The following is a 26,043-nucleotide window of genomic DNA, read 5'->3' on the forward strand; positions in this document are numbered from 1 at the left end:
CGCACTTTATATTCCATTAAAAAGCTCCCGTTTTTATTTCTTTACAATTTTAACCTTGTTTCCCTGTCCTTTATTTTTAAGGATCTTCTTATATGCTTTTAATTTCTTAGATGGCACTTTGATCTTTGCATTTGCTTTTATTCCCTTAAATGCATTCTTGCCGACACTCTTTAATTTTGTTGTCTTTACAGTTATCGTAGATATCTTCTTACATTTCTGGAATGCAGATGCTCCGATCGTCTTTACATTTTCTCCCATCGTTACGCTCTTTACTTTAGTCTTATTGTACAGCGCTTTCTTTGCGATTGAAGTTACCTTAAAGGTCTTTCCACCAAGCTTCACAGTCTTTGGAATCACTACTTTTGTGGTCTTTGTACTCTTTATACCTGCAAAGGCAACTTCAGAGCCACTGGTAAACTTATACTTATATGCACCAGATGTTACTGTTGTTCCTTTCTTTGCATATATTATAAAGTTCTTGGTTATGCCTCCGGTATATTTGCCTTTTCCCTTGATGATCACGGATGCTTTTCCAATATTCTTATTCTTCTTATAGGTAACTGTATAATCAGTTCCTACTTTCAATTTCTTTCCAGCAAAAGTTACAGATTTTACCAAAGGCTTCTTCGCCTTTCCGTTATAAGCATATTTTGTTGTATCCAAAGTAACAGCTGTCTTTGCATTTGTCAGCTTATAGGAGCTCGCTGGAACAGCGATCACTACCTTTATTGTCGGAGATGCCAGATAGTTCTCTGTCTCTGCATATCGTACATAATAATTACCTGCTGCAAGCCCACTCACCATTGTGCCTGATGTTACACTGACCCAATGGACCTCATCTGTACTGTATTCCATTGCTGTCGTCAGCTTATCGATTGCTCCGTCCTTTGCCCCTGCCTTACTTACATTTATGGCAGTCAGCCTTGCTGGCGCTGCTTTGGCTGCTTTCTCGATTTTAAACTGTACCTGTGTCTCATCATGATATATGCCCATACCTGTAATCGTAACAACTGCATTTCCGGCATTTATGTTATCTGCATAAGCAACCGTATAATCTTTATCTTTTGCCAGTGTCTGTCCGGCATAGGTCACAAATACCTCCGGCTCCTTTGCTTTTTTGTCATAGGTATATGTTGTCGGATTCAGTGTAACAGATACCTCTGTATCAGTCATTCTGCGATAACGAAGTTCTGCACTTTGAGCGATCTCTCCACTATACTTCTATAATGCCGGCATCATAATAGATATATACCTCAGGAAGCGAATCCGGGGCACACTCACTCATCGTTCCGCTTCCTCCAAATTCATAATATTTACCATCCTGCAGTTCGGTTCCGTTTATGGATACCTTTAAAGTCTCCGCATGTACCAGACCCATACCCTGCGTTCCAATAAATACAGCCGTCACCATCAGCAGTACTGCTGCCAACATTCCAAACACTTTCTTTTTTAATTTCATAGATTACCTCCCCATATTTGATTTTTAGATTTGAATTATGAATTACCCACCTTTTTCTCTTTATAGCATTCTTGTTTAAACAGTGTCAACCCATACAGGCTAAATCACTGAAGAAATCCTGTTAAAAACGGCATAATTTCACGCAGGTTGACACTGTTATGTCGTTGTCTACTACAGAAAACGACAGTGGTCTCAGACTACTGTCCATCCAAGCCACTGCCGAATTTACAACTTCTTTCTATTTACTTTTATTTAACTGTTACCTTTACTTTCTTAGCGCATCCATTTACTGCATAGATATATACATAACAGGTGCCTTTTCCTTTTGCTGTGATCTTGCCATCTTTGGATACAGTTGCAACCTTTTTGTTTGATGTGTCATATCTGAATTTTGCTGTATGACCAAAGAGTGGAAGTTTATTATTCTTTTTAACAATAGTTGCTTTTATCTTAGCTGTTTTTCCCTTTTTCAGGCTGTAAGTGGATTTCTTTATCTGAATCTTCTTGGCATCTGTTACAGTCGTATTCTTCTTGCCAACCGCATGACCTGTAATGGATTTTCCGATGGTCACTTTCTTGCCGGCAACCTTCTTATATGCAACTACATAACATTTTACATTATCTTTCTGATTTACAGCCTTCTTATCCAGCTTATTAATCGTCACAGATAAGGTCTTTGCAGATTTTACAGACTTAACAACGGTGTATTTTCCCTTCTTACAATATGCCATATATACATCATATCCATCTGCTTTTGCAACCTTGCCCCATGTTACTTTAATCGACTTTCCTGTAGTGATACTGAACTTGGAACTTAATGCCTGATCGTTTGCTTTTGTCCGCTTTGCTTTTACAACAGGGGACTGCTTCACCGTCCACTTAGCATAAAGAATTGTATTCCCTGTTAATGCTTTACCCGGCACAGCCGCCTTTGTGAGTGCCTCGTCTGTGTACCAGCCTGCAAATTCATATCCAGCTTTACTTGTTGTTGGAAGCACATCCGGGAGCTTCTTCTGATGTACGGCTTCAGTTACTTCACTTCCGCCATTTGTGTTATATGTGATCTTATATCCAAGGTTATCATTCTCGATAACTGTATATGGAACATTTCTCTCTAATGGACTGTTTGAATTTGTTGTATACCAATTAAAATCTGCATATCCAACATCATCTTTATGGTTTTTATGCTCATCCGTCTGCTTAACCTCATAACACTTCTGATCTCCATCACTGATTCCTACATCTATATTATCAGGATCAGAATCAGCAGATGTGATCCAGATCATATGACATTTCCTACATACAGTGATCCATTTATTAGGCGATAACTGATTACCAAAATAAATCTTGTCTCCAACCTGCACTTCATCTGCTTTTAATACTACCTTTGATGCATCTACGATATCTGCCGCAGCTTTCTTGTCTGCATCTACATACTTACAGATTGAACATGTATATCTGGCTTCACCTGCAGTTCCATAAGAATGTTCCTGGAAATCTTCCTTCAAATCACTATGTTCACAGGTTGCCGCATGCCAATGACCATATGCATTACTGCTCCAACTATCAGAAAATGTATGCTGGTGTACACTCGATTTCGACCACTTTGCATACAACGTTATATCTTCAAATATTGAAAGTTCTCGCGATACCGGCTGTGTAAGATTTTCATCTGTATACCAGCCAATAAAATCACATCCAGCTTTGGTCGTTGTTGGAAATGTACTCGGTATATGTGTCTGTTTAACAGCATCCGCTATTGCACTACCACCATTTGTATTGTATTTAATCGTATATCCAAGATTTGAGTTTCCCATAACTGTATATGGAGTATTATTACTAGATAAATATCCTCCTGTGAAGTAAAAACTAAACTCACTATATCCAACATAACCGGCATGATCTTTGTGTGCATCTGATCTCTTTACAATAGAATTGATTCTGTCTCCAATCCAATATTGCGAAGAGCCACCGTATGTTATCCAGATCATATGACATTGCTTGCAAACTACTATCTGTTTGTCTGAAGATAACTCAACTCCTACATAAACCGTATCTCCTACCTGTAGAGTCGTAGGGTCAATCGTTCCTGACCTGTATTCTGTTGCATTTACTTTCATTGTTCCCATGCCTACAAACATAACAATGCCAACCAGCAAGGCCGTCAGGATGCCTGTAACTTTGTTTTCTTTTAGTCGTCTTACCATATTTTCTTATCCCCTTTCATTCATCTGAATACAACATATGATACAACATTTAGTATAATTTCATCTGTATGTCTCATTATGTTGTTCCAAATAAGTTATTTTCTGGTATTGTACCATAATCATTTCTCCTTACCGGATTCTGTGCACGAAATGTCTGAAAAACGGCATGAAATGTTTCACTGGGTTTGAAAATACAGTCTATGCGTATGCAAAAAAAAGAAAGATAGCATGTCACTATCATGTATCTTACACGATAATAAACAATACTATCTTCCTTTTTATTCTCTATTTGAACTTTATGAGTGATATTTTATTTTTACATCATACCCATTCCGCCGCCCATACCTGCACCTGCCGGCATAGCTGGAGCATCTTCCTTAATATCAGCTACAACAGATTCTGTTGTCAGTAATGTAGATGCTACGGATGTTGCGTTCTGTAAAGCACTTCTTGTAACCTTAACAGGATCGATGATACCTGCTTCGATCATATCTACATACTTCTCATTGTATGCATCAAAACCGATACCCGGCTGTGATTCTTTGATCTTATTGATGATAACAGAGCCTTCCAGACCGGCATTTGCTGAAATGTGGAATAATGGAGCTTCCATAGCCTTAAGAACTACCTTAGCACCTGTCTTCTCATCGCCTTCAAGGTCTGCAACCAGTTCTGCAACCTTCTTAGCTGCATGAATATATGCTGATCCACCACCTGCGATGATTCCTTCTTCAACAGCAGCTCTGGTAGCATTTAATGCATCTTCCATACGGAGCTTAGCTCCTTCATCTCTGTCTCAGTAGCTGCACCAACACGGATAACTGCTACACCACCTGCAAGCTTTGCAAGTCTTTCCTGAAGCTTCTCTTTATCAAATTCAGATGTTGTCTCCTCAAGCTGAGCCTTGATAACATTTACTCTGCCCTGAATATCTTCCTTTGTTCCGAAACCATCTACGATAACTGTATTCTCTTTTGTTACCTTTACACTCTTAGCACGACCAAGGTCATCTAATGTCGTATCCTTTAAATCATAACCGAGTTCTTCGGAAATAACCTTACCGTTTGTAAGGATAGCAATATCCTGTAACATTTCTTTTCTTCTGTCACCATAACCCGGAGCCTTAACAGCTACAACCTGGAATGTACCTCTTAACTTGTTTACGATCAATGTTGTAAGTGCTTCACCTTCTACATCTTCCGCAATGATCAAAAGCTTCTGACCACCCTGTACGATCTGCTCAAGTACCGGAAGGATATCCTGGATATTTGAGATCTTCTTATCTGTGATCAGGATGTATGGATTATCAAGTTCTGCAACCATCTTCTCCATATCAGTTGACATGTAAGCTGAAATATATCCTCTGTCGAACTGCATACCTTCTACGAGGTCAAGCTCTGTCTTCATGGACTTGGACTCTTCAATCGTGATAACACCATCGTTTGATACCTTTTCCATAGCATCTGCAACCATCTGTCCAACTTCATCATCACCGGCTGAAATAGATGCAACTCTTGCGATCTGCTCTTTGCCGTTGATTGTCTGGCTCATCTCTGAAATTGCTTCTACAGCCTTATCACAAGCCTTCTTCATACCCTTTCTGAGGATGATTGGATTAGCACCTGCTGCAAGGTTTTTCATACCTTCATTGATCATTGCCTGAGCAAGAACAGTAGCTGTTGTAGTACCATCACCTGCAACATCATTTGTCTTTGTCGCTACTTCTTTTACGATCTGAGCACCCATGTTCTCAAATGCATCTTCCAGCTCTATATCCTTTGCAATTGTAACACCATCATTTGTGATAAGTGGTGAACCATATGACTTTGCAAGAACTACGTTTCTTCCTTTTGGTCCAAGTGTTACTCTTACTGTATCTGCTAACTGATTTACGCCTGCTTCAAGAGCCTTTCTGGCTTCTGCTCCGTATTTAATTTCCTTTGCCATTTCTTTCTACCTCCAACTGTTTTTCTTCTATCTGATTATTCACTTACAACTGCAAGAATGTCACTCTGTTTTACGATGATATATTCATCATCACCGAGCTTAACTTCTGTTCCTGCGTATTTAGAATAAATAACTCTGTCTCCTGCCTTTACTTCCATAGGAACCTTAACACCATCGACAACAGCGCCAAGACCAACTTCTACAACATCTGCATACTGTGGCTTCTCTTTTGCCTGCCCCGGTAATACAATACCTGATTTTGTTGTCTCTTCTGCTACGGACTGTTTTAATACAACTCTGTCTCCTAATGGTACTAATTTCATAATATATATTCCTCCTAACATATTAAATCCGTTCTTATCTGCCTTATGTACTCCGGCAGTTCCTAGCACTCATATCTCTTGAGTGCTAACACAATTATTATTGTATTCATTTTGTGGAAAAAATCAACCCCTAAAATGATAAAAAATATATTAAATGGACAAGGTCTCTTACATTATATGAAATATACCCTGAATCCAGAACGAAAACCGGCAATTTTGATTTGTAAATTCAAGTGTTGCATGATATGCTTCTAATACAGGAATCGAACCGATGATTTCTGACATGATACAGGATAACGCCTGTTCAAAAGCTGCTATCCAAATGATATATAGAAATGGAGAATACTATGGCTGAACAATTATACACAATTCCTGTCAACGATGCCTTTCATGCAGACTGCGAATGTCCTCTCTGTCAGATGCAGAAAACGCTGGAGGAACATGCCATCGAATATACGATGGGACCAAGCTATATGGAAGACGATAACCGTGCTATGACAGATAAAATGGGTTTCTGCTCCCATCACATCAGCATGTTATATAAGGAGAAGAATCGTCTGGGACTTGCTCTGATGTTAAAGACACACACTGATAAAACGATCCGGGATCTGAAAGCTTTATCAGAAAAAGGAGCTCCTGCAAAACCGGGACTTTTTTCCAAGCAGTCAAATCTTTCCGGTGTCGGTGCATATATCAAAGAACTGGAAAGCTCCTGCTTTATCTGTGACCGTATGAATCGTACCTTTGACCGCTATGTCGATACGATCTTTCATATGTGGAAAAAAGATCCTGAATTCAAGGATACCTTCAAAAGCAGCAAGGGCTTCTGTACTTACCACTACGGTATCCTCTACGATACCGCTGTCACAAAGCTGTCAAAAAACCAATGTGAAGAATTCATAGAAGCCTTGAATCACTTATATTTTGAAAACATGGAACGTGTCAACGGAGATATCGGCTGGTTCATCGATAAATTCGACTATCGCTTCAAGAATGAACCATGGAAGAACTCAAAGGATGCCCTGCCTCGCGGCATAATCAAGGCTAATCATACATTTGTAGAATAAAAAGCGACAATATTACTGCCTGATAAACATAGGATACACACAAAAATACTGCGTACATTGCACTTCACATATTATTCCGCAAAACGCTTTCGCTCTACCCTCAACGCAGCAGTACTAAGTTTGCCATATTATACGGCTCACTAAGGACTGGCGTTCGGGCAGGTTTGCTTCATAATAGTGAGTGTAATGTACGCAGTATTTTTTATATAGTATAAAATTCACAGCAATATTGTCACTTTTTTACATTGCCTGTTTGGTTACATGACCGCCAAATGCCTGTGCCAGATCATGTGTCCACAGGTATTCACGATATCTTCTGAGCAGTCCTTTGTAAATCACCTTAACATTACTGCTCTTCCGAAAATCATCCGGTCTGACAAGTCCCGGTTGTTTATCGAGAATATGTATACCAGAACGTTCTAACACACTTGCCACGAACTGGGAACAGAAATAATTATATTTCCTCTCAATCGCCTTATTTCGTATAACACCATAAAGTCCCCAGAAATTATACCGATAGCGATCAGCATTTGCTTTAAATGCCGCAAGCTCCTGCAGTACATGTCTGTACTGCTTATCTGTCACGGTCAGTTCCAGAACAACACAGCTTGTTTCAACATCTCTTCCAAATATTCCGGTATCAATATCTTCTATAATGAATCCACAGTTGAATGGATTATAGATTCCCTTTCTGGCGAAGCTGTACATCTCCTGAAGCTCCAGATCCAATGCAATGGATGCATGTGCATATGGCTCTTTTGTCCAGAATTTGATGATTCTTGCAGGAACTGTGTGTGTCTTGGAGATCAGGATATATAATTTTCTGTTTTCTAATTCTGATATATCATTTTTCATACTTTTAATAGGCTAAATTTTATTTTCCCGGCTTATAGGAACTCTTTAATGAAACAATACGGTTATATACAGGATGCTCCTTAGTAGAGTCTTTGGAATCTACACAGAAGAATCCATTACGAAGGAACTGGAATGCTTCACCGGGTTTTGCATCTTCAAATGCTTTCTCGAGCTTACATCCCTGTAATACGGTCAATGAATTCGGATTCAGATTCAAAGTACCATCCTCATTCAGCTTACCTTTTTCTTCATCCACGATATTCTCATATAAACGAACTTCAGCATCAATTGCGCTTTCTGCTGATACCCAGTGTATCGTTCCTTTTACCTTTCTTCCTTCGAATCCTGAACCACTCTTGGTCGCAGGATCATAAGTACAGTGAACAACTGTTACATTTCCATCTTCATCCTTCTCATATCCTGTACAGGTTACAAAATATGCATTCTTCAGACGTACCTCATTGCCAGGGAACAGACGGAAATATTTCTTAGGCGGTTCTTCCATGAAATCATCTCTTTCAATATAGAGATATTTGCTGAATGCAACTTCTCTGGAGCCTGCTTCCTCATTTTCCTGATTATTTTCAACCGGCAGATATTCTACCTGATTCTCCGGATAATTATCGATCACCAGCTTGATCGGATTCAGGACTGCCATATAACGGTTTGCTGTAAGCTTCAGATCATCACGCAGACAATACTCAAGCATCGCATAATCAACAGAGCTCTGGCTTTTTGAGATACCAACCAATTCCATAAACTTCTTAATAGAAGAAGCAGTGAATCCTCGTCTTCTGAGTGCTGCGATCGATACAAGTCTTGGATCATCCCAGCCATCTACGATACCATCCTCTACCAGCTTCTTAATATATCTCTTACCTGTAACTACATTTGTCAGATATAACTTTGCAAATTCGATCTGCTTTGGTGGGTTCTCATATTCCAGTTCCCGTACTACCCAGTCATATAGAGGTCTGTGATCCTCAAATTCCAGTGTACAGATAGAATGCGTTACACCTTCAATCGCATCCTCAATCGGATGAGCGAAATCATACATTGGATAAATACACCACTTATCCCTGTATTATGATGTGTCATACGGGCAACACGATAGATAACAGGATCGCGCATATTGATATTCGGTGATGCCATATCGATCTTTGCGCGAAGCACCTTGCTTCCATCCGGGAACTCCCCGTTCTTCATTGCTTCAAATAATGCAAGATTTTCTTCAATGCTTCTATCTCTGTATGGACTGTTTTTACCCGGCTCTGTCAGAGTTCCTCTGTATTCACGGATCTCATCTGCTGTCAGATCACATACAAATGCCTTGCCTTTCTTGATCAACTTGACTGCTGCTTCATACATCTGGTCAAAATAATTGGACGCAAAGAATACTCTGTCTCCGAAATCGGCACCCAGCCATCTTACATCATCTAATATGGATTCTACAAATTCCGTCTTTTCCTTTGTTGGATTCGTATCGTCAAATCTCAGATTAAACTGTCCGCCATATTCCTGTGCAAGACCATAGTTCAATAATATGGATTTGGCATGTCCTATATGCAAATATCCATTCGGTTCCGGAGGAAATCTTGTGACCACCTTCGTTACCTTGCCCTCCGCTATATCTTTATCAATAATCTGTTCAATAAAATTTTTCCCGATTGATTCTTCTGCCATCATTAATGCCTCCTTCATATAATTAGCATGACTTTTTTAAGTCTATCACATTTTACATAAAGCCTCAACTGCAAATTCTAAAACTCAGCAAAACTCAGTAATTTTCAATAACTTTCAGTAAATCTCTTATTGACAAATACATCATTTTACTATATATTAACTAATGTTGTTGCTACTATAGCTCAGGTGGTAGAGCGCCACATTGGTAATGTGGAGGTCACGGGTCCGACTCCCGTTAGTAGCTCTTTTTTAATGTCCGGATTTATTTATACAGTATTCACATCCAACGGACTGTCCGATACAGTTCTCACAATCATTCCAGTTCTGTATCAGTGGTTCTTCACTGATCAGATAAATTCCTGCCAGACTCATCATCGGCTCCATTCGTTCTTTATGCCAACTGATTCCAACCTGTTCCGTATCCATCAGGCTGCAAAGAATTCCGGCAGCTTCCAATGGCATTCCATAATAACCGGGTCCAAAAGAAGGACTACAGTAATGCACCAACTCTACACTGTGCTTTCGTTCCAGGTATTTTCTTATCCATTTTCTTACAATATCCATACATGCAATCTGAAAGGTTTCCAGATAATAAGTTCCAAGTAATGAATCCATCTCCTCGATTTGGATCTCCGGGGCATGAAATGCATACAGATATCCCTGTGTAATCTTTGACGGATCTATTCGTTCCAGTATCCGGCATGAAATATTCTTTTTGCCGAGCATAAATCCATCAGACTTAATACAGTCTCTGGAAAATGGTTGCAAAAGTACAGGTACCAGATACCGGTTTCGATTATTGTATCTGGATAAAAAACGCATAACCGTTTTCTCGGCTTCATCCTTATGCTCTTTTCTGCTCTCCGGCTCCATCTGTTCCCATGAAGCAATCTCTGCGATCCGCGCCATGATTTCATCCTTCAGATCCCAAATACTGACGAATACCACACAGTCCTGCTTTTGAAACTGTGCAATCACTGTTTCATACATCTCCGGGCGATGTACGATCGTACAGTTACTGCAATCCCGGATTTTCTGTCCTTTCCCATTTAAGATATAATCAGGACTTCCAAGGCAGTTTTCCTTCAGATACAAGGGGCAATAACAGAACAGACAATTAAAGGAATCTTCATTTTCTATTTTATGGCATGGGAAAAATTCACAATCCCGATTCTGAAAAAATTTGTAATTGTTTTTCATATCCGTTTATCCTCCCATTCTTAACATACCCTATGGATTACAGATCTTACATGGCTCATACCCCTGCGTGATCAGATCATCCCGGCTTCCGATATATTCTTTCTTATTGCTGTCATTCATGTGCTTTACTGAACGGCAGGACGGCTCATGGAACTTTCCTGTATTTGTATTAATAATATAAGTATGCTCTGCTGCCTTTTCTGATCCTGCTTCTATTTCCGTCTGAACTTTCTCTGTCGTACTCTCTCTTGTTACATTATCTGTTTTCGTTGTATCATCCGACAGATTCTGATTTTCTCCCACACCTGACATATCTGCTTGCCGTTCCGGGATAAAAGAAATTGTTTTTCCATCACTGTATGCCTGAATCGTACCATTCAGATCCGTACGATACACCGTACATCCTGCATTTGCCAGACGATCAAGCACTTCTTCGGTCGGATGTCCATATGAATTATCTGCCCCAACGCTGATTACCGCATAACTGGGCTTAACAGCCTCTAACATCTCTTTTGTTGTGGCATTTCTGCTTCCATGATGACTGACCATCAGTACGTCACTGGAAAGCTCCTCTCCGGATGCGATCATTGCCTGCTCACCGGCTTCCTCTCCATCCCCATAGATCAGGAATGAACGATCCCCATATGTTATACGAATTCCGACAGAATTATCATTTTCATTATCATCACTATAAGTAATCGGTGCTACTATTGTAAATACCGCATCACCAAAGGTATAAGCATCCCCTGCCTTTGGAAATGTAACAGTCAGGTTCTGCGCCGCAAGCTTATCCATCAACGAATCATAGATCTTTGTATCTGCAACATAATCCGGGCCGATAAAAGTCTCTGTGTCAAATACATTCAACACACCCACCAGACCATTTATATGATCGGAATCATAATGGCTCGCGATCACATAATCAAGAGACTCTATATTCTGTTTTTTCAGGTATGACACGACAAATGAAGATGCTGATGACGGACCTCCATCCATCATCATGTAATGGTCATCACAGGAAAATAACACTGCATTTCCCTGACCGACATCTAAGAAAGTAACTGTAAGTCCGGCAAGCTCGTCTGTTATACTCCCGGTATTCGCTTCCGAGATTATCTGCCCATCTGACGTAGCTTTCGTGCTGTCAATCGATTCTGTTATATTCTCTGTTATATTCCCTGTCTGATTTTCGTTCGTTTCATCCGATAAATCCAGACATCCTGAAAAAAACCCGAGGACAAAGCACATGCCGACAATGATCATTACTTTCCTCAGGCCATTCTTTTTATTTATAGCATTTATCATAAGCTGCTCCCCCAGAATTATATCTTTAATCCTGTTCTATATCCCGTAATTTCTTTCGTATTCGTTGGATCGCATTATCGATAGATTTATACGGCTTTCCAAATGCTTCCGCTAGCTCATCATAGCTTTTTCCGGCAAGATATCCTTCTAACACCTGTCTTTCAAATTTGCTGAGTTTTTTATCAATCGTCTCCGCAAGCTTCTGGGATTCCAGCTGCCCAAGCATCTGATTCTCCGGTTCAAATGCCTGATCTGCCTGCAGCTCATCCACAAGCGCAACATCATCGTCATTTTCCGTATAAAATGATACATAATAATTAAGCGGAGAATGCTTCTTCCTGTTCGACAGCTTCACCGCAGTGATCAACTGTCGCTTGATACACAGATTTGCAAATGTAGAAAAAGATGCCCCTTTGCTTCCGTCAAAGCTTCGGATAGCTTTAATGAGCCCTATCATTCCTTCCTGAATGATGTCCTCATTTTCTGCACCGATAATATACAGGGCACGACTCTCTTTCTTTACAATCCCCATATACTTTTTGATCAGATACTCAAAAGCGGCATTATCATTTTCTTCTCGGATCAACCGGATATTTTCTTCATCGGTATTTGTTTCATACACACACACGGCGTTGGTACTCCCCTATTTTACACCCATCCTCTGACGGACAACCTCATATCCCAATACTCCGGCCGCAACCGAAGCATTTAATGAATCGATATCACCACTCATCGGTATAGATACAACATAATCACATTTTTCTTTTACCAGACGACTGACACCTGTACCCTCATTTCCGATCACAAGTCCCATCGGTCCGGTCAGATTGCAGCGGTACATCAGTTCTCCATCCATATCGGCACAGGCAAACCACATACCACGTTTTTTCAATTCATCAATCGTCTTCGCCAGATTTGTTACCTTAACCACCGGTGTATATGCGATTGCACCGGCAGAAGCCTTAACAACTGTTGCTGTGATTCCGACTGCTCTTCGTTTCGGAATAATAACGCCATGTGCACCGCACAGATTCGCTGTACGAACGATTGCACCAAGATTATGAGGATCTTCAATCTCATCCAAAATAAAGATAAATGGCGGCTGTCCTTTTTCCTCAGCCTTTGCAAAGATCTCATCGATCGCTGAATATTCATAGGCTGCCACATGAGCGATCACACCCTGATGTTTCCCGGTCGAAGACATCTGGTTCAGCTTCTCTTTCGAAACATAATTAATAATCGTCTCCTGCTTCTTGCTTCACGCACGATTGAATTGATACTGCCATCATACAGCCATCCTGCAGATATAACTTGTCAACTGTTTTACCGGAACGAAATGCTTCCATAACTGCATTTCTACCCTCTATCTCAAACTTTTCATTTCTGTTTTCTTCCATGCTTATGCTCCATTTCTAATCCACATCATCAGATTGTAAATGCTCAATCAGTTGTTTTGATTCCAGGCAGTCTCTTGTCAACTCAAATAAACGGTCATATTCTTTATTCAGATAAAGATAGCCGATCAGCGCTTCAAAACCGGTAGCTTTCCTGTACTGTCCTACCGATGCATTCTTTGCCTTGGAATGTGTCTTTGTATTCCTTCCACGCTTATATATCGCCATTTCCTGCTCGGTCAGTTTCTCTTCCAACAGATCGATATAACCTGCCTGTGACTCTGCATTTACGATATGAATAGCTTCTTTATGATATTTGAATGCCTGCTTGTTATCCTTTGATACCAGAACGGTCTTTACTAAAAGGTCAAATACACTGTCCCCTATATAAGCAAGCGCCAGCCCGGAATATTCTGCCGGATTGGAATCTTCTACACCCAATATCGCAGTAAAATACTGATCTAAGCTCTTTTCCATTTTACTCCTTCTCTTGTATCCTCAAGAATAATGCCCTTATCACTGAGCATGTTACGGATCTCATCTGCTCTTGCAAAATTCTTTGCTTTTCTTGCTTCCTGACGTTCATTGATCAAAGCCTCGATATCAGAATCTAACAGTTCTTCTTCCCGCTCTGTAATGATACCAAGAATATCACACAGCTTCTCAATCGTCCGGATTGCCAGATCTACTGTTTTCTTTGGTGTATCATTTGAAATATTGATATTTGTATATTTTACTAATTCAAAGATAACTGAGATCGCATCTGCTGTATTCAGATCATCGTCCATAGCTGCTTCAAATCGTTTCGTATATCCATCTAATTCTGCCTCGACAGAAACATCGGAACCCACCACATCTACCGGCGCAAGTGACTTTAACTTGTCAACAGCAGTCAGGATACGTTCCAGACCATTCTTGGATGCCTCTACCAGATCAGCCGAGAAGTTCAATGGACTTCTGTAATGAGCAGACAGCATAAAGAAACGGATAACCTGAAGTGGATATTTGTCTGCGATCTCTCTTACTGTAAAGAAGTTGCCAAGTGACTTGGACATCTTCTCGTTGTTGATCTTTAAGAAACCATTATGCATCCAGTATCTTGCAAATTCCTTATCATTTGCTGCTTCACTCTGTGCAATCTCATTTTCGTGGTGTGGGAAGATCAGATCCTCACCACCTGCATGGATATCAATGATATCACCGATATATTTCTTAGACATAACAGAACATTCCAGATGCCAGCCCGGTCTTCCTTCTCCCCATGGTGACTCCCAGAACGGTTCTCCCTCTTTCTTTGGCTTCCAGAGAACGAAATCCAACGGATCTTCCTTCTCATCCTGACCGGAAACCTTAAGCTGATGATTCTCTGCTCTGTGTCCGGATTCCAGATCATCAATATTCTTATGAGATAATTTACCATAATCTGCAAAGCTTCTGGTACGGAAATATACCGTGCCATTTACTTCATATGCATGTCCTTTTTCAATCAGTGTCTTGATCATCTCGATCATATCCGGGATCTCTTCGGTAGCCTTTGGATGTGTCGTAGCTTCCTGTACATTCATCGCTGCCATATCCTTCTTTGTCTCTGCAATGAAGCGCTCAGAGATCACCTTGGAATCAACACCTTCTTCATTTGCACGTTTGATGATCTTATCATCAACATCTGTAAAATTGGATACGTAATTTACATCGTATCCCTTATATGTGAGATACCGTCTCAATGTGTCAAATACGATCATTGGTCTTGCGTTTCCGATGTGGATATAATCATATACGGTAGGTCCGCAGACATAGATTCCTACTTTACCTTCATTGATCGGTACAAATTCTTCTTTTGTTCTTGTAAGAGTATTAAAAATCTTCATGGGAATCCTCCAATAAATATAGTTTTTATTTTCGCCTGTCTTTCATTCAAAGCAGTTTTATCATGCACTATAGATTACGCATAAAAAAGAAAAAACCTGGAAAAAACTTCCAGGTTATCAAATAGCAGTTCATAGGGGAATCGAACCCCTGTTTTCGCCGTGAGAGGGCGACGTCTTAACCGCTTGACCAATGAACCATATATCTTAGCGACTTGTTTAATATACCAGAAGCTACGATAAAATGCAAGCTTTTTTTTCAGTAAATTTACATTTTTTTGTACTGACCATATTTTAGCTTGTAATAAGGGCATTGTCAATCAAATACGCAAGTGTTTTGGTAATGAAAGGGATACAGGGCTGCTACATAGATCTTCCTTATATCTAAATACAACTTAGCATATTTTTGCATTAATTTTATCATAGACAGAAACAATACCTTTTATCTGCCAAGTCCTGATTCTGTATTCTTTCATGCAGCAAACCTTTTTTCACGTCGGTACTTGGCAAACTGCTGTAAGCAGTGAGCTTAGTACCGCTACGTGAAAAACAGAACGTAAGTGTTTTGCGTAATGAAAGGGATACAGTGTCAGGGCTTACAGAATAAAGGTATTGTTTCGTCCGTTTATACAAAGTCAAAGGTAAGCTGGTTGGTATCCGGCATACCGTCTAAGATGCCAAGCTCTGACAGCTTGTCGATCGCACTCTTTCCAATCTTAGAATGAGCCTGCAGATCTTCCTTTGAGATAAACCTGCCTTTGCCGGCTGCATCCTTCAACTGCTTTGCAGCCTTTTCTCCCATTCCTTCAATGGAAGCCAGTGACGGCATGATCTTACCGTCTATTACCTGAAAACGGATATCATCCGCCACATAGATATCGATCGGCATGAACTCAAAACCTCTCGCATACATCTCAAGAACCAGCTTCAGATCCTTTAACTTATCTTCATCCTTTGCGGTTCGTTTATTCTTATCAATACTCTGTATCATATTGATATGATACAGTACCTTTTCTTTTCCAAAGCACATCATCTCATAACTGAAGGCTGATGCACGAATACTGAAAAACGCTGCATAATACTGAAGCGGATAATTCACCTTAAAATATGCAATTCTCCACGCCATCATAACGTAAGCCGCCGCATGGGCTTTCGGGAACATGTACTTGATCTTCTGGCACGACCAGATATACCAGTCCGGTACACCATGTGCCTTCATATCCTCTTTCCATTCTTCCCATTTTGCACATTTGCCTTTAGCTACGTTACCTTTTCGGACATTCTCCATGATCTGAAACGCTGTACCGGATTCCAGGCCCATATGGATCAGATATACCATGATATCATCTCGACAACAGATTGCGGTCGAGATCGTACACTGACCGGATTTGATCAGCTCCTGTGCATTTCCAAGCCATACATCCGTACCATGCGCCAGACCTGCGATTCGCACCAGATCCGAGAAGTTCTGTGGATTTGCATCAATTAACATCTGCATGGCGAAATCCGTACCGAACTCCGGCACACCCAGACTGCCAAGCGGAATGCCATTGATATCCTCCGGTGTAATATGAAGACTTTCTGTTCCATGGAACAACGCCATAACATCAGGATCATCTAACCGGATCGTGGTTGCATCAAGACCGGTCAGATCCTCCAGTCTTCGGATCATCGTAGGATCATCATGACCGAGAATATCAAGCTTCAACAGGTTATGATCGATCGAATGGTACTCGAAATGAGATGTTACGACATCCGTCGTCATATCATTTGCCGGCTTCTGGATCGGTGTGAAGGAATAGATCTCCTCATGCCTTGGAAGAACGATCATACCACCCGGATGCTGTCCGGTCGAACGCTTAACGCCGGTACATCCGATTGCCAGACGTTCCATCTCACAGCTTCGTTTCGTGACGATAGCCTTTTCATCGACATATTTCTCGATCTCCTTCTGGGTCAGATCTCCCATTGCCGTAGCTTCTGCTCTCGCTTCATCCTTTGCAAGATCTTTGAAGTAATTATATACATAACCATACGCTGTCTTATCTGCTACCGTTGTTACAGTTCCTGCACGGAATGCCTTACCCTTACCGAATAACACTTCTGTGTAAGCATGTGCACATGACTGATATTCACCGGAGAAGTTCAGATCGATATCCGGCTCCTTATCTCCTTTGAATCCAAGGAAGGTTTCAAATGGGATATCGTGTCCCTCTTTGATCAGTGGATGACCGCATCGAGGCAGTCACGATCCGGCATATCACATCCTGACATACCGGAATATGATTTTACAAGCTCGGAATCAAAATCAACAAAATGACACTCCGGACAAATATAATGTGCCGACAACGGATTTACCTCTGTGATACCTGCCATCGTTGCTACGAAGGAAGAACCTACAGATCCTCTGGAACCAACCAGATAGCCATGATCGTTGGAATCCCACACAAGCTTCTGTGCAATGATATACATAACGGCAAATCCATTTGATATAATGGAATGTAACTCACGTTCCAGTCGTTCTACAACGACCTCCGGCAGATCCGGTCCATAGATCTTATGAGCCTTTTCATAACAGATATTCGTAAGTGTCTCATCGGAATTCTCGATGATAGGCGGTGCTTTATCCGGTCGAACCGGGTCCATATATTCCACCATATCCGCGATCAGATTTGTATTCGTGATAACAACCTCTCTGGCTTTCTCACTTCCCAGATATTCGAATTCCGCCAACATTTCTTCCGTCGTTCTGAAATAAAGCGGAGGCTGATTAACTGCATCCTCAAAGCCTTTACTTTTCATGATGATCGCACGATAGATACTGTCTTCCGGATCAAGGAAATGGACATCACAGGTTGCAACAACCGGCTTATTAAATAATCGTCCAAGCTCCACAATACGCTTATTATAATTCTGAAGATCCTCGATCGTACAAGGATTCTCCTTCTTTCTGGTCATAAACTCGTTATTTCCGATCGGCTGTATCTCCAGATAATCAAAGAAATTAACAAGTCTTGCAATTTCTTCATCCGGTGCATCATCTACGACCGCACGGAACAGCTCACCTGCTTCACAGGCAGAACCTAAGATCAGGCCTTCTCTGTATTTATTGATCATGCTCATAGGCATACGCGGTCTGCGGTTGAAGTATCTGACATGCGCTTCAGAAATCAGACGATACAGATTCACACGGCCGATCTCATTTTTTGCCAGAATGATGCCATGATATGTTCTGCCTTTTTTGATCGTATCATCCGATGCAGAACCTAATTCATTTACATCCTCCACCGTCTTTACGCCACGTTCCACTAACATCTCATATAATTTTACGAAAATTTTTGCGGTTGCATTTGCATCATCAACAGCACGGTGATGATGTTCATTTTTTACATTTAACGCCTTACAGACACGATCCAGTGTAAACTTACCAAGCTCCGGCAATAACACATGGCTGAGTGTCATGGTATCCATGATCGTATTATCGAATTTTATTCCAAGATCTTTGGCATTTTTCTTGATGAATCCGGTATCAAATGCTGCATTATGTGCAACAACGATATCATCACCACAGAATTCCAAAAACTTCGGCAGGATCACGTCGACGGTCGGTGCATGCATAACCATCTCATCTGTAATGGAAGTCAACTGCTCTATACTATAAGGGATCGGTTCTTCCGGATTGATAAATTCCGAGAAACGATCGATCTCCTCTCCATCTTTTACCTTTACAGCTCCGATCTCTATGATCTTATTCTTCTTCTGACTAAGACCGGTCGTCTCGATATCAAATACGATATATTCTGTATTCAGATCCTGTCCTTTGGGATTGATAACCAGATTCTTCAGGTCATCGACAAAATATCCCTCACAGCCAAAGATCAGTTTAAAGCCATCCTTCATACCCTTTGCATGTGCTGCGATCGGGAATGCCTGTGCAACGCCGTGATCCGTGATTGCAATCGCCGGGTGTCCCCAGTCATTTGCACGTTTCACGATCTTCTCGATATCAACAACACTGTCCATCTCGCTCATAACCGTATGCATATGTAATTCCACACGTTTTTCAAGCGATGTGTCAACTCTTGGCACACGGAAATCCGGTATATGCTTGATACCACGCACAGATGCAATATTTAACTCCTTGGAAAAAGTATCGTATAACGGCACACCCTTTAACCGATAGAAGCTTCCTTCTTTTAACTCATCCTTATAAACCGGCGCATCATCCTCTGATGCAAATATCTTAAATGCGATCGTATCTTCAAAATCCGTAATATTGCAGATGAATAAAGTCTTACCATTTCGGAGAACCTTTTCTTCCATCTTGATCAACTGGCCATGAATACAGACTTCACCGATACCATCTACTAATGTAGAAATCTTTACCAGTTCCCCTTCGCAGTCTCTGCCATAGAATACATCCGGATCATTCGAGGTATATTTCTTCCTTCTGGCGGCAAATGTCTCCTTCGGCTTTTCGTCCTGTGCAGGTGCTTTCTTTTCAGCCGGAGCATCCTTCTTGCCTTCTCCGACCAGCTTCTTTTTATCTACTGATTTACCATCCAAGGTCAGATCCGCATCCTCATGTACATTACTTAAGATTGCCTCAATCTCAAGCTTCATCTTCTGTTCATTTGCACGGCGGAGCATCTCTTTATCAGATTCCGTATAATCAAAACCGACCTTGATATCCATACCGAACCGTTTCTTATAGGTCTCCTCCAGATATTTTTTGATCCCGATCGAATGGCTCTTTGAAAGCTTACTGTCTTCCATCGCAAGCGTGATAATATCATCTGCATAATACCATTCTGCCCGCTTTAATAAACGATATCCAACATGACTGATCTTCTCGACATCATACAAGATACTGTCCTTATATACCTCTGTTAAGGTTCTGGTATTGTACTGGGAAGACAGCTCATAACGGTCATCAATGATGACCTTATAACCACGTCCACGAAATAAATGTCCGCAAATGATATCTTCCACCTGTACAATCTTCGGACGGCTGATCAGGTGCTTCGACAGCAGGCTGATAATAAGCTGGCGTTCTGCCTGCTTCATTACTACCTTTTCGATCATCGTATCCTCAAACAGGGAAGACAGCTCTTTATCCATATTCAGTTCAGGAAATACTTCAAAAAATAATTTTGCTTCTACCGGCACGTTCTATTCACTCCAGTTATCTAACTCGTACTTTAATGTTGATAATATATCTTTCTCGTCGATCTTCTTTATGATCTGGCCTTTTTTGATCAGGATACCGCAGCCTTTTCCGCCCGCAATTCCAAGATCTGCTTCCTTGGCTTCGCCCGGTCCGTTTACAACACAGCCCATAACAGCAACCTTGATATTCAGATGATCATAATCGGCAACCAGCTTTTCTACCTGTTCTGCCAGTCCGATCAGATCAATCTCCGTTCTTCCACATGTTGGACAGGACACAAGTTCGATTCCACCTGTACGGAGTCCAAGCGTCTTTAAGATCATCTTTGCTGTCATGATCTCATTGACCGGATCCCCTGTTAAAGATACACGGATCGTATCTCCGATTCCCTCATGCAGGATAATACCAAGTCCTACAGAGGATTTGATATTACCGCTCATAACCGTACCGGATTCCGTGATACCCACATGCAGCGGATAATTCGTCTGATCTGCAATCAGCTCATGTGCTTTTACACACATCATAACATCGGAAGATTTAATACTGATGACCATATTGTCATATCCGCAGTCTTCGATCATATGAACCTTATCCAATGCACTCTCAACGATTCCTTCTGCTGTCACGCCGTGGTATTTTTCAACTAATTCTTTTTCAAGGGAACCGCTGTTTACACCGACACGGATCGGTATATTCCGTTCCTTACATACCGCTACTACCTGTGCCAGCTTATCCTTACCACCGATATTACCCGGATTGATACGGATCTTATCTGCTCCCGCCTCAGCCGCTGCAATCGCCAGACGGTAATCAAAATGAATGTCTGCAACCAGCGGAATATGGATCTGTTTCTTGATCGCAGGGATCGCTGCCGCTGCCGCATCATCATTTACGGTGCTTCTGATGATGTCACAGCCTGCCTTTTCAAGTTTTAAGATCTGTGCAACTGTAGCATCTATATCACTGGTTTTTGTATTTGTCATCGACTGGATCAGGATCGGATTTCCACCACCGATCACCCGGTCTCCTATCTTTATAACTTTTGTATGATCTCTGTACATATTAACTCCTGTTCATCTAATGAAAGAATACATTCTTGATATCGTTAAATAATATCACAACCATCAACAGCATAACCAGAACAAATCCGATCAGCGTCACGATATTCTCCTTATCCTTCGGAACCTTCTTTCTCGTTACTGCTTCAATTAACAGGAAGATAAATCGTCCTCCATCCAGGCCCGGTATCGGCAGCAGGTTCATAACGCCAAGGTTTGCCGACAGCAGTACGATATAATTCATCCAGTTTAAGAACAGATCAAGCACACTGCTCTTTGCTGCCTCATTGAAGGTATCGTTCATGTTCTTCGCTACTCCGACCGGACCGGATACTTCATCCGAACTTACCTGACGGGTAACGATCAGCTTCAGGCTTAAGAAGGTTGCTTTTACCCAGTATCTGGTCTCATAAGCAGAATATTTACAAAGCTCTCCGAAGTTCTTCGGGAGCTGATAACCGACACTCATTATTCCGATCTTATAGCCATCCGGTGTCTTTGCCGGATGTACCGTCGTATCATAGACCGTTCCGTCTTCTTTCTCAAGTGTCAGATCAATCGGTGAACCATCTCCATAGATCTGAAGATAGATCTGTAACTCACGGAAATTTTTAACTGTACTTCCCTCAATCTTTAATACCCGATCGCCATCTGATATCCCGGCTTCTTCCGCCGGATATACACCATTAAAATATTCCTCGGCATTTTCGATCTGGTATTTTTCAATATTATCTTTATTGTATACTGCTCCTATGATCGCAGGATCACTTCCACAGAAATGAATGATCACCATGGAAAATAAAAATGCGATCACAAAGTTCATGGCAGGTCCTGCAAGTACAACCGCCATTCTTGCCCAGATGGATTTCTTCTCAAAGGAATTCTCATCATTTTCGTTTTCTTCATCATCTTCGCTGAGCATCATACAATAGCCGCCAAGCGGAATCAGCCGCAGCGTATACTGTGTTTCTTTCTTATGAAACTGAAACAGCTTCGGTCCGAATCCCATCGAAAACTCTTTTACTGTGATATGATTGATCTTTGCTACGATAAAATGTCCCAGCTCATGAAAGAAAATGATGACACCAAAAACAAGTATGATCAATATGATATTCAAAAACTAACACCCACTTTCAATAAATTCATATACTTCCTGCTCGGTTGCAAGAATCTCATCTATATCAGGATTTTCAATCAATTTATGATGATCCATGGATGCACGGATGATATCATAGATATCAAGAAAATCGATTTTTCTATCTAAGAACTGCTTTACTGCATATTCATTTGCAGCATTGAATACTGTAGGCATCGAACCACCGATCCCAATTGCCTCATATGCGTATCGTAACCCAAGAAAGGTATTCATATCCGGTGTCTCGATCACAATCGATGAAAGCTTCGTAAAGTCAAGACGATCTCCCGGCATGTATCTTCGTTCCGGATAGAACAGCGCATACTGGATCGGCAGCTTCATATCCGGCGTACCGAGCTGTGCGATCACTGCTCCATCTTTATATTCTACCATTGAATGAATGATACTCTGCGGCTGGATCACAACCTGAATATTTTCCGGTGCTACATCAAATAACCATTTTGCTTCAATAACTTCCAGACCTTTATTTACCATCGTTGCTGAATCAATGGTGATCTTTCTTCCCATGCTCCAGTTTGGATGCTTTAATGCGTCCTCTAATTTCACATGCTTTAAAAACTCTCTGCTCTTGCCACGAAATGGTCCACCGGATGCTGTCAACAGAATTTTTTCAATGGAATCATGTGTATTTCCCTGCAATGACTGGAAGATTGCCGAATGTTCACTGTCAACCGGAAGGATCGATACTCCTTTTTCCTTTGCAAGCGGCATAATAATATGTCCCGCTGTAACCAGAGTTTCTTTATTTGCAAGGGCAATGTCTTTTCCCGCTTTAATCGCTGCCACAGTCGGGCGGATACCAATCATTCCTACAATAGCGGTAACTAATACATCCGATGTCTTGTATTCTGCAATCTCGATCAGCCCATCCATGCCTGATACGACACGGATATCCATATCCTTCAGACGGTCTTTTAATTCATCTGCCAGCTTCTCATCCCACAGACCAACGATCTCCGGTCGGAACTCTCTCGCCTGCTTCTCTAATAAGTCTATGTTTCTTCCTGCTGATAAAGCACAGATTTTTATATCCTGATTCCATCTTGCAATTTCAAGTGTCTGTGTTCCTATAGATCCTGTAGATCCAATGATAGCTACATGTTTCATATTTGTTCTCCTTTACCCATTTCAAACATCTGTATCTAACATTTTTTATCTGTCTGCACTATTTCCAATGCGACATAAAGGAAAAGCAGCGTAATTATGAGCACAGTTCATCTGTACGCTCTCCCACACTGCTTTTTCTGATTACAACAAATATAATATAAGATAATACATAATTGGTGCTGTAAATATAATACTGTCAAACCGGTCAAGGATTCCGCCATGCCCCGGTATCAGCTTGCCATAATCTTTGATATCATTATTTCTCTTGATTGCAGAAGCCGCCAGATCCCCGATAACTGCAGGCAGCGCACATACAGCTCCGATCAATGCAAATATCCATACAGAATGTGCAACCTGCATGAAATGATTATAAATCAAACCAAATACAACACCTAATATTCCTGCTCCAACAATTCCGCCGATCAGACCCTCGATACTCTTCTTCGGACTTAAGATCGGTGACATCTTGTGCTTACCGATCGCGCGTCCGACCAGATAGGCACAGGTATCATTACCCCATGAGCTGACAAAGATCAGCAGAACAAGAATCAGTCCATGTTTCATATCTCGTATGAGATACACATACGACAACATTACACCTACATATACAAATGCAAAAAATGCCGCCATGATCTCTTTATCTTTGTAATTCGGATATGTGAGCACATAGATTGCAAGGATGACCAGCATATAGACCGCGATCAACGGTAATATAAACTGATGCAGGTCAAAATACAACAATGCATAATAAAAAACCGTTGCACCGTAAGCTGCATATCCAAGTCCTTTCTTGTTCAGCCCATATATACGAAGTAACTCCATCACACCGATCAGCGAAACCGCACACATTACCAGACATGTAAGTGCTCCGCCAAAATAAAGTGTGATTGCTGCAATGATCACCAGGATCACTGCACTGATTGCCCGTTGTTTAAACATATTATTTCCTCTTTATTTTACCCCGCCATACCGACGGTCTCTATGACTGTAATACCGACATGCATTAACCAGCTCGTCCATATCAAAGTCCGGCCATAACACATCCGTAAAATAAAATTCTGAATATGCGATCTGCCATGGAAGAAAATTCGATGTCCGAAGCTCTCCGCTGGTACGAATCAACAGATCCGGATCCGTCAGTTCCTTTGTATCAAGGTAGGCACTGACTGTATCCTCTGTAACCGCATCCGGTGATAACTTTCCAGCCATACAGTCGGATGCAATCCGTCTGACCGCTCTTGTGATCTCATCCCGTCCGCCATAGTTAATCGCTACAGAAAACTGAAGTCCTGTATTATTTGCTGTAGCTTCCTCCAGATTATCCATCTTCTCTACGATATCCTTCGGAAGGTCCTCACGCTTACCAATGATCCTTACGCGCATGTTATTCCGGTTGGATCGCTCGATGCTGTCAACCAGATACTTACGGAAAATATTCATGATCGTAGATACTTCCTCTACTGAACGTTTCCAGTTCTCGGTAGAAAATGCGTATACAGTCAGGTATTTAATACCAAGTTCATCTGCATTCTCGCATGTTCGCTCGATTGCCTTTGCGCCCTCTGAATGTCCATAGGTTCTTGGCATCAGTCGTTTCTTCGCCCATCTTCCGTTTCCATCCATGATGATCGCAACATGCTCCGGAATATTGATCATTTCTCCATTTATTTCTTTATTCATACTTACTCCAAATTAAACAGTTAATATCTCTGTTGATTTCTTCTCAATAGCCTTATCGATCAGACCAACATATTTGTCTGTCATCTTCTGGATCTTATCCTCGTTTGTCTTTAATTCATCCTCTGATATATCTCCGGCTTTCTCCATCTTCTTGATTGCGTCATTTGCATCTCTTCTGATATTACGGATAGCAACTTTTGCATTCTCACCTTTTTTCTTAATATCCTTAACGATTTCTTTTCTTCTTTCCTCTGTCAGTTCAGGGAAATTCAGGATGATATTCTTACCGTCATTGTTTGGTGTCAGGCCCAGATCTGAATTCAGGATTGCCTTCTCGATCGCCTTTACCAGTGATGGCTCCCATGGTGCGATCATCAGCGTTCTTGCTTCCGGTACGGTGATATTTGCAAGCTGCTGCATCGGTGTTGGCACGCCATAATATTCCACCTTGATCTTATTTAAAATGTTAGGGTTGGCACGTCCTGCACGGATCGTAGCATATTCCCCTTCCAGGTTTTCAACTGTCTTCGTCATTTTCTCTTCGTACTGTGTCAACATATCTTTGTT

20 protein-coding genes, 2 tRNA genes and 3 pseudogenes are annotated in these 26,043 nt (G+C 41.2%); 2 read left to right on the top strand and 23 right to left on the bottom strand.

Features of this window, described 5'->3' with window-relative positions; all coding sequences use genetic code 11:
* Window positions 1-33: 33 nt before the first annotated feature.
* The 5 genes and pseudogenes from DXA07_RS05425 to DXA07_RS05445 all read right to left on the bottom strand — a co-directional run bounded on the left by DXA07_RS05425 (window position 34) and on the right by DXA07_RS05445 (window position 5,936).
* Window positions 34-1,173 carry a leucine-rich repeat protein gene (locus tag DXA07_RS05425; protein WP_118483762.1) on the bottom strand — a complete coding sequence of 380 codons (1,140 nt, stop codon included), beginning with the start codon at window positions 1,171-1,173 and terminating at the stop codon, window positions 34-36.
* Between the two features lie 40 nt (window positions 1,174-1,213).
* Window positions 1,214-1,459 carry a hypothetical protein gene (locus DXA07_RS05430; RefSeq protein ID WP_118483764.1) on the bottom strand — a complete coding sequence of 82 codons (246 nt, stop codon included), beginning with the start codon at window positions 1,457-1,459 and terminating at the stop codon, window positions 1,214-1,216.
* A gap of 248 nt (window positions 1,460-1,707) precedes the next feature.
* Window positions 1,708-3,666 carry an InlB B-repeat-containing protein gene (locus DXA07_RS05435; RefSeq protein WP_118483766.1) on the bottom strand — a complete coding sequence of 653 codons (1,959 nt, stop codon included), beginning with the start codon at window positions 3,664-3,666 and terminating at the stop codon, window positions 1,708-1,710.
* Window positions 3,667-3,982: 316 nt separating this feature from the next.
* Window positions 3,983-5,613: pseudogene (groL, locus tag DXA07_RS05440) on the bottom strand (chaperonin GroEL).
* 35 nt (window positions 5,614-5,648) lie between these two features.
* Window positions 5,649-5,936, bottom strand: a complete 288-nt coding sequence (locus DXA07_RS05445) for a co-chaperone GroES (protein ID WP_118483825.1) — start codon at window positions 5,934-5,936, stop codon at window positions 5,649-5,651.
* 347 nt (window positions 5,937-6,283) lie between these two features.
* Between DXA07_RS05445 and DXA07_RS05450 the strand changes: the two genes are divergently transcribed.
* On the top strand, window positions 6,284-7,003 hold the full coding sequence (locus DXA07_RS05450) for a DUF6062 family protein (RefSeq protein ID WP_118483768.1): 720 nt from the start codon (window positions 6,284-6,286) through the stop codon (window positions 7,001-7,003).
* 240 nt (window positions 7,004-7,243) lie between these two features.
* Here DXA07_RS05450 and DXA07_RS05455 read toward each other — a convergent pair whose 3' ends face one another.
* From DXA07_RS05455 to DXA07_RS13990, 3 genes and pseudogenes are all read right to left on the bottom strand, one after another.
* Window positions 7,244-7,858 carry a hypothetical protein gene (locus DXA07_RS05455; protein ID WP_118483770.1) on the bottom strand — a complete coding sequence of 205 codons (615 nt, stop codon included), beginning with the start codon at window positions 7,856-7,858 and terminating at the stop codon, window positions 7,244-7,246.
* 19 nt (window positions 7,859-7,877) lie between these two features.
* Window positions 7,878-8,615, bottom strand: coding sequence for a hypothetical protein (locus tag DXA07_RS13985; RefSeq protein ID WP_348980755.1), 738 nt, complete (start codon window positions 8,613-8,615; stop codon window positions 7,878-7,880).
* A pseudogene (locus DXA07_RS13990) lies at window positions 8,595-9,559 on the bottom strand (glutamate--tRNA ligase family protein); the annotation flags it as partial. The pseudogene DXA07_RS13990 and the gene DXA07_RS13985, both read right to left, overlap by 21 nt.
* 153 nt (window positions 9,560-9,712) lie before the next feature.
* On the opposite strand from DXA07_RS13990, the gene DXA07_RS05465 reads away from it, so the two are divergent.
* Window positions 9,713-9,785 (top strand) — tRNA-Thr (locus DXA07_RS05465).
* A 5-nt stretch (window positions 9,786-9,790) separates the two neighbouring features.
* Here DXA07_RS05465 and DXA07_RS13995 read toward each other — a convergent pair.
* The 15 genes and pseudogenes from DXA07_RS13995 to frr all read right to left on the bottom strand — a co-directional run bounded on the left by DXA07_RS13995 (window position 9,791) and on the right by frr (window position 26,034).
* On the bottom strand, window positions 9,791-10,741 hold the full coding sequence (locus DXA07_RS13995; RefSeq protein ID WP_117807697.1) for a cysteine-rich small domain-containing protein: 951 nt from the start codon (window positions 10,739-10,741) through the stop codon (window positions 9,791-9,793).
* Between the two features lie 30 nt (window positions 10,742-10,771).
* Window positions 10,772-12,046: a ComEC/Rec2 family competence protein gene (locus DXA07_RS05475; RefSeq protein ID WP_118483772.1), complete on the bottom strand. Its 1,275-nt coding sequence runs from the start codon at window positions 12,044-12,046 to the stop codon at window positions 10,772-10,774.
* Between the two features lie 25 nt (window positions 12,047-12,071).
* The gene (locus DXA07_RS05480; protein ID WP_118483774.1) at window positions 12,072-12,674 is read right to left on the bottom strand and encodes a sigma-70 family RNA polymerase sigma factor; all 603 of its coding nucleotides are present in this window, start codon (window positions 12,672-12,674) and stop codon (window positions 12,072-12,074) included.
* Between the two features lie 15 nt (window positions 12,675-12,689).
* A pseudogene (gene rlmB, locus DXA07_RS05485) lies at window positions 12,690-13,443 on the bottom strand (23S rRNA (guanosine(2251)-2'-O)-methyltransferase RlmB).
* 15 nt (window positions 13,444-13,458) lie between these two features.
* Entirely contained in the window at window positions 13,459-13,917 is a 459-nt protein-coding gene (locus DXA07_RS05490; RefSeq protein ID WP_008401608.1) for a ribonuclease III domain-containing protein, read from the bottom strand.
* Window positions 13,902-15,308 carry a cysteine--tRNA ligase gene (gene cysS, locus DXA07_RS05495; RefSeq protein WP_118483776.1) on the bottom strand — a complete coding sequence of 469 codons (1,407 nt, stop codon included), beginning with the start codon at window positions 15,306-15,308 and terminating at the stop codon, window positions 13,902-13,904. Before cysS ends, DXA07_RS05490 begins: the two co-directional genes overlap by 16 nt.
* Before the next feature lie 125 nt (window positions 15,309-15,433).
* Window positions 15,434-15,505, bottom strand: a tRNA-Glu gene (locus DXA07_RS05500).
* A 425-nt stretch (window positions 15,506-15,930) separates the two neighbouring features.
* The gene (locus DXA07_RS14000) at window positions 15,931-17,550 is read right to left on the bottom strand and encodes a hypothetical protein (protein WP_348980756.1); all 1,620 of its coding nucleotides are present in this window, start codon (window positions 17,548-17,550) and stop codon (window positions 15,931-15,933) included.
* Window positions 17,526-20,474, bottom strand: a complete 2,949-nt coding sequence (locus tag DXA07_RS14005) for an exonuclease domain-containing protein (RefSeq protein WP_348980749.1) — start codon at window positions 20,472-20,474, stop codon at window positions 17,526-17,528. Before DXA07_RS14005 ends, DXA07_RS14000 begins: the two co-directional genes overlap by 25 nt.
* A gap of 3 nt (window positions 20,475-20,477) precedes the next feature.
* Window positions 20,478-21,536, bottom strand: coding sequence for a flavodoxin-dependent (E)-4-hydroxy-3-methylbut-2-enyl-diphosphate synthase (gene ispG / locus DXA07_RS05510; protein WP_008401604.1), 1,059 nt, complete (start codon window positions 21,534-21,536; stop codon window positions 20,478-20,480).
* Between the two features lie 16 nt (window positions 21,537-21,552).
* A complete protein-coding gene (locus DXA07_RS05515; protein WP_021943257.1) occupies window positions 21,553-22,650 on the bottom strand; it encodes a M50 family metallopeptidase in 1,098 nt (365 codons plus the stop codon).
* Between the two features lie 3 nt (window positions 22,651-22,653).
* Window positions 22,654-23,796 (bottom strand): 1-deoxy-D-xylulose-5-phosphate reductoisomerase, encoded by a 1,143-nt coding sequence (locus DXA07_RS05520; protein ID WP_118483778.1) that lies wholly within the window; start codon window positions 23,794-23,796, stop codon window positions 22,654-22,656.
* A gap of 141 nt (window positions 23,797-23,937) precedes the next feature.
* Window positions 23,938-24,735 carry a phosphatidate cytidylyltransferase gene (locus DXA07_RS05525; protein ID WP_008401601.1) on the bottom strand — a complete coding sequence of 266 codons (798 nt, stop codon included), beginning with the start codon at window positions 24,733-24,735 and terminating at the stop codon, window positions 23,938-23,940.
* 12 nt (window positions 24,736-24,747) lie between these two features.
* The gene (locus tag DXA07_RS05530) at window positions 24,748-25,476 is read right to left on the bottom strand and encodes an isoprenyl transferase (protein WP_118483780.1); all 729 of its coding nucleotides are present in this window, start codon (window positions 25,474-25,476) and stop codon (window positions 24,748-24,750) included.
* Between the two features lie 12 nt (window positions 25,477-25,488).
* Complete coding sequence (gene frr, locus DXA07_RS05535; protein WP_021943254.1) at window positions 25,489-26,034, bottom strand: ribosome recycling factor; 546 nt, start codon at window positions 26,032-26,034, stop codon at window positions 25,489-25,491.
* Window positions 26,035-26,043: the final 9 nt, after the last annotated feature.

The organism is Clostridium sp. AM54-37XD (assembly GCF_003478225.1).
Classification (GTDB): Bacteria; Bacillota; Clostridia; order Lachnospirales; family Lachnospiraceae; genus Coprococcus; species Coprococcus ammoniilyticus.

Coding starts and splice junctions, on each gene's coding strand:
- DXA07_RS05425 (WP_118483762.1), bottom strand. CDS start 1,173: ATGACTGATACAGAGGTATCTGTTACACTGAATCCGACAACATATACC.
- DXA07_RS05430 (WP_118483764.1), bottom strand. CDS start 1,459: ATGAAATTAAAAAAGAAAGTGTTTGGAATGTTGGCAGCAGTACTGCTG.
- DXA07_RS05435 (WP_118483766.1), bottom strand. CDS start 3,666: ATGGTAAGACGACTAAAAGAAAACAAAGTTACAGGCATCCTGACGGCC.
- DXA07_RS05445 (WP_118483825.1), bottom strand. CDS start 5,936: ATGAAATTAGTACCATTAGGAGACAGAGTTGTATTAAAACAGTCCGTA.
- DXA07_RS05450 (WP_118483768.1), top strand. CDS start 6,284: ATGGCTGAACAATTATACACAATTCCTGTCAACGATGCCTTTCATGCA.
- DXA07_RS05455 (WP_118483770.1), bottom strand. CDS start 7,858: ATGAAAAATGATATATCAGAATTAGAAAACAGAAAATTATATATCCTG.
- DXA07_RS13985 (WP_348980755.1), bottom strand. CDS start 8,615: ATGGAATTGGTTGGTATCTCAAAAAGCCAGAGCTCTGTTGATTATGCG.
- DXA07_RS13995 (WP_117807697.1), bottom strand. CDS start 10,741: ATGAAAAACAATTACAAATTTTTTCAGAATCGGGATTGTGAATTTTTC.
- DXA07_RS05475 (WP_118483772.1), bottom strand. CDS start 12,046: ATGATAAATGCTATAAATAAAAAGAATGGCCTGAGGAAAGTAATGATC.
- DXA07_RS05490 (WP_008401608.1), bottom strand. CDS start 13,917: ATGGAAAAGAGCTTAGATCAGTATTTTACTGCGATATTGGGTGTAGAA.
- cysS (WP_118483776.1), bottom strand. CDS start 15,308: ATGAAGATTTTTAATACTCTTACAAGAACAAAAGAAGAATTTGTACCG.
- ispG (WP_008401604.1), bottom strand. CDS start 21,536: ATGTACAGAGATCATACAAAAGTTATAAAGATAGGAGACCGGGTGATC.
- DXA07_RS05520 (WP_118483778.1), bottom strand. CDS start 23,796: ATGAAACATGTAGCTATCATTGGATCTACAGGATCTATAGGAACACAG.
- DXA07_RS05525 (WP_008401601.1), bottom strand. CDS start 24,735: ATGTTTAAACAACGGGCAATCAGTGCAGTGATCCTGGTGATCATTGCA.
- DXA07_RS05530 (WP_118483780.1), bottom strand. CDS start 25,476: ATGAATAAAGAAATAAATGGAGAAATGATCAATATTCCGGAGCATGTT.
- frr (WP_021943254.1), bottom strand. CDS start 26,034: ATGTTGACACAGTACGAAGAGAAAATGACGAAGACAGTTGAAAACCTG.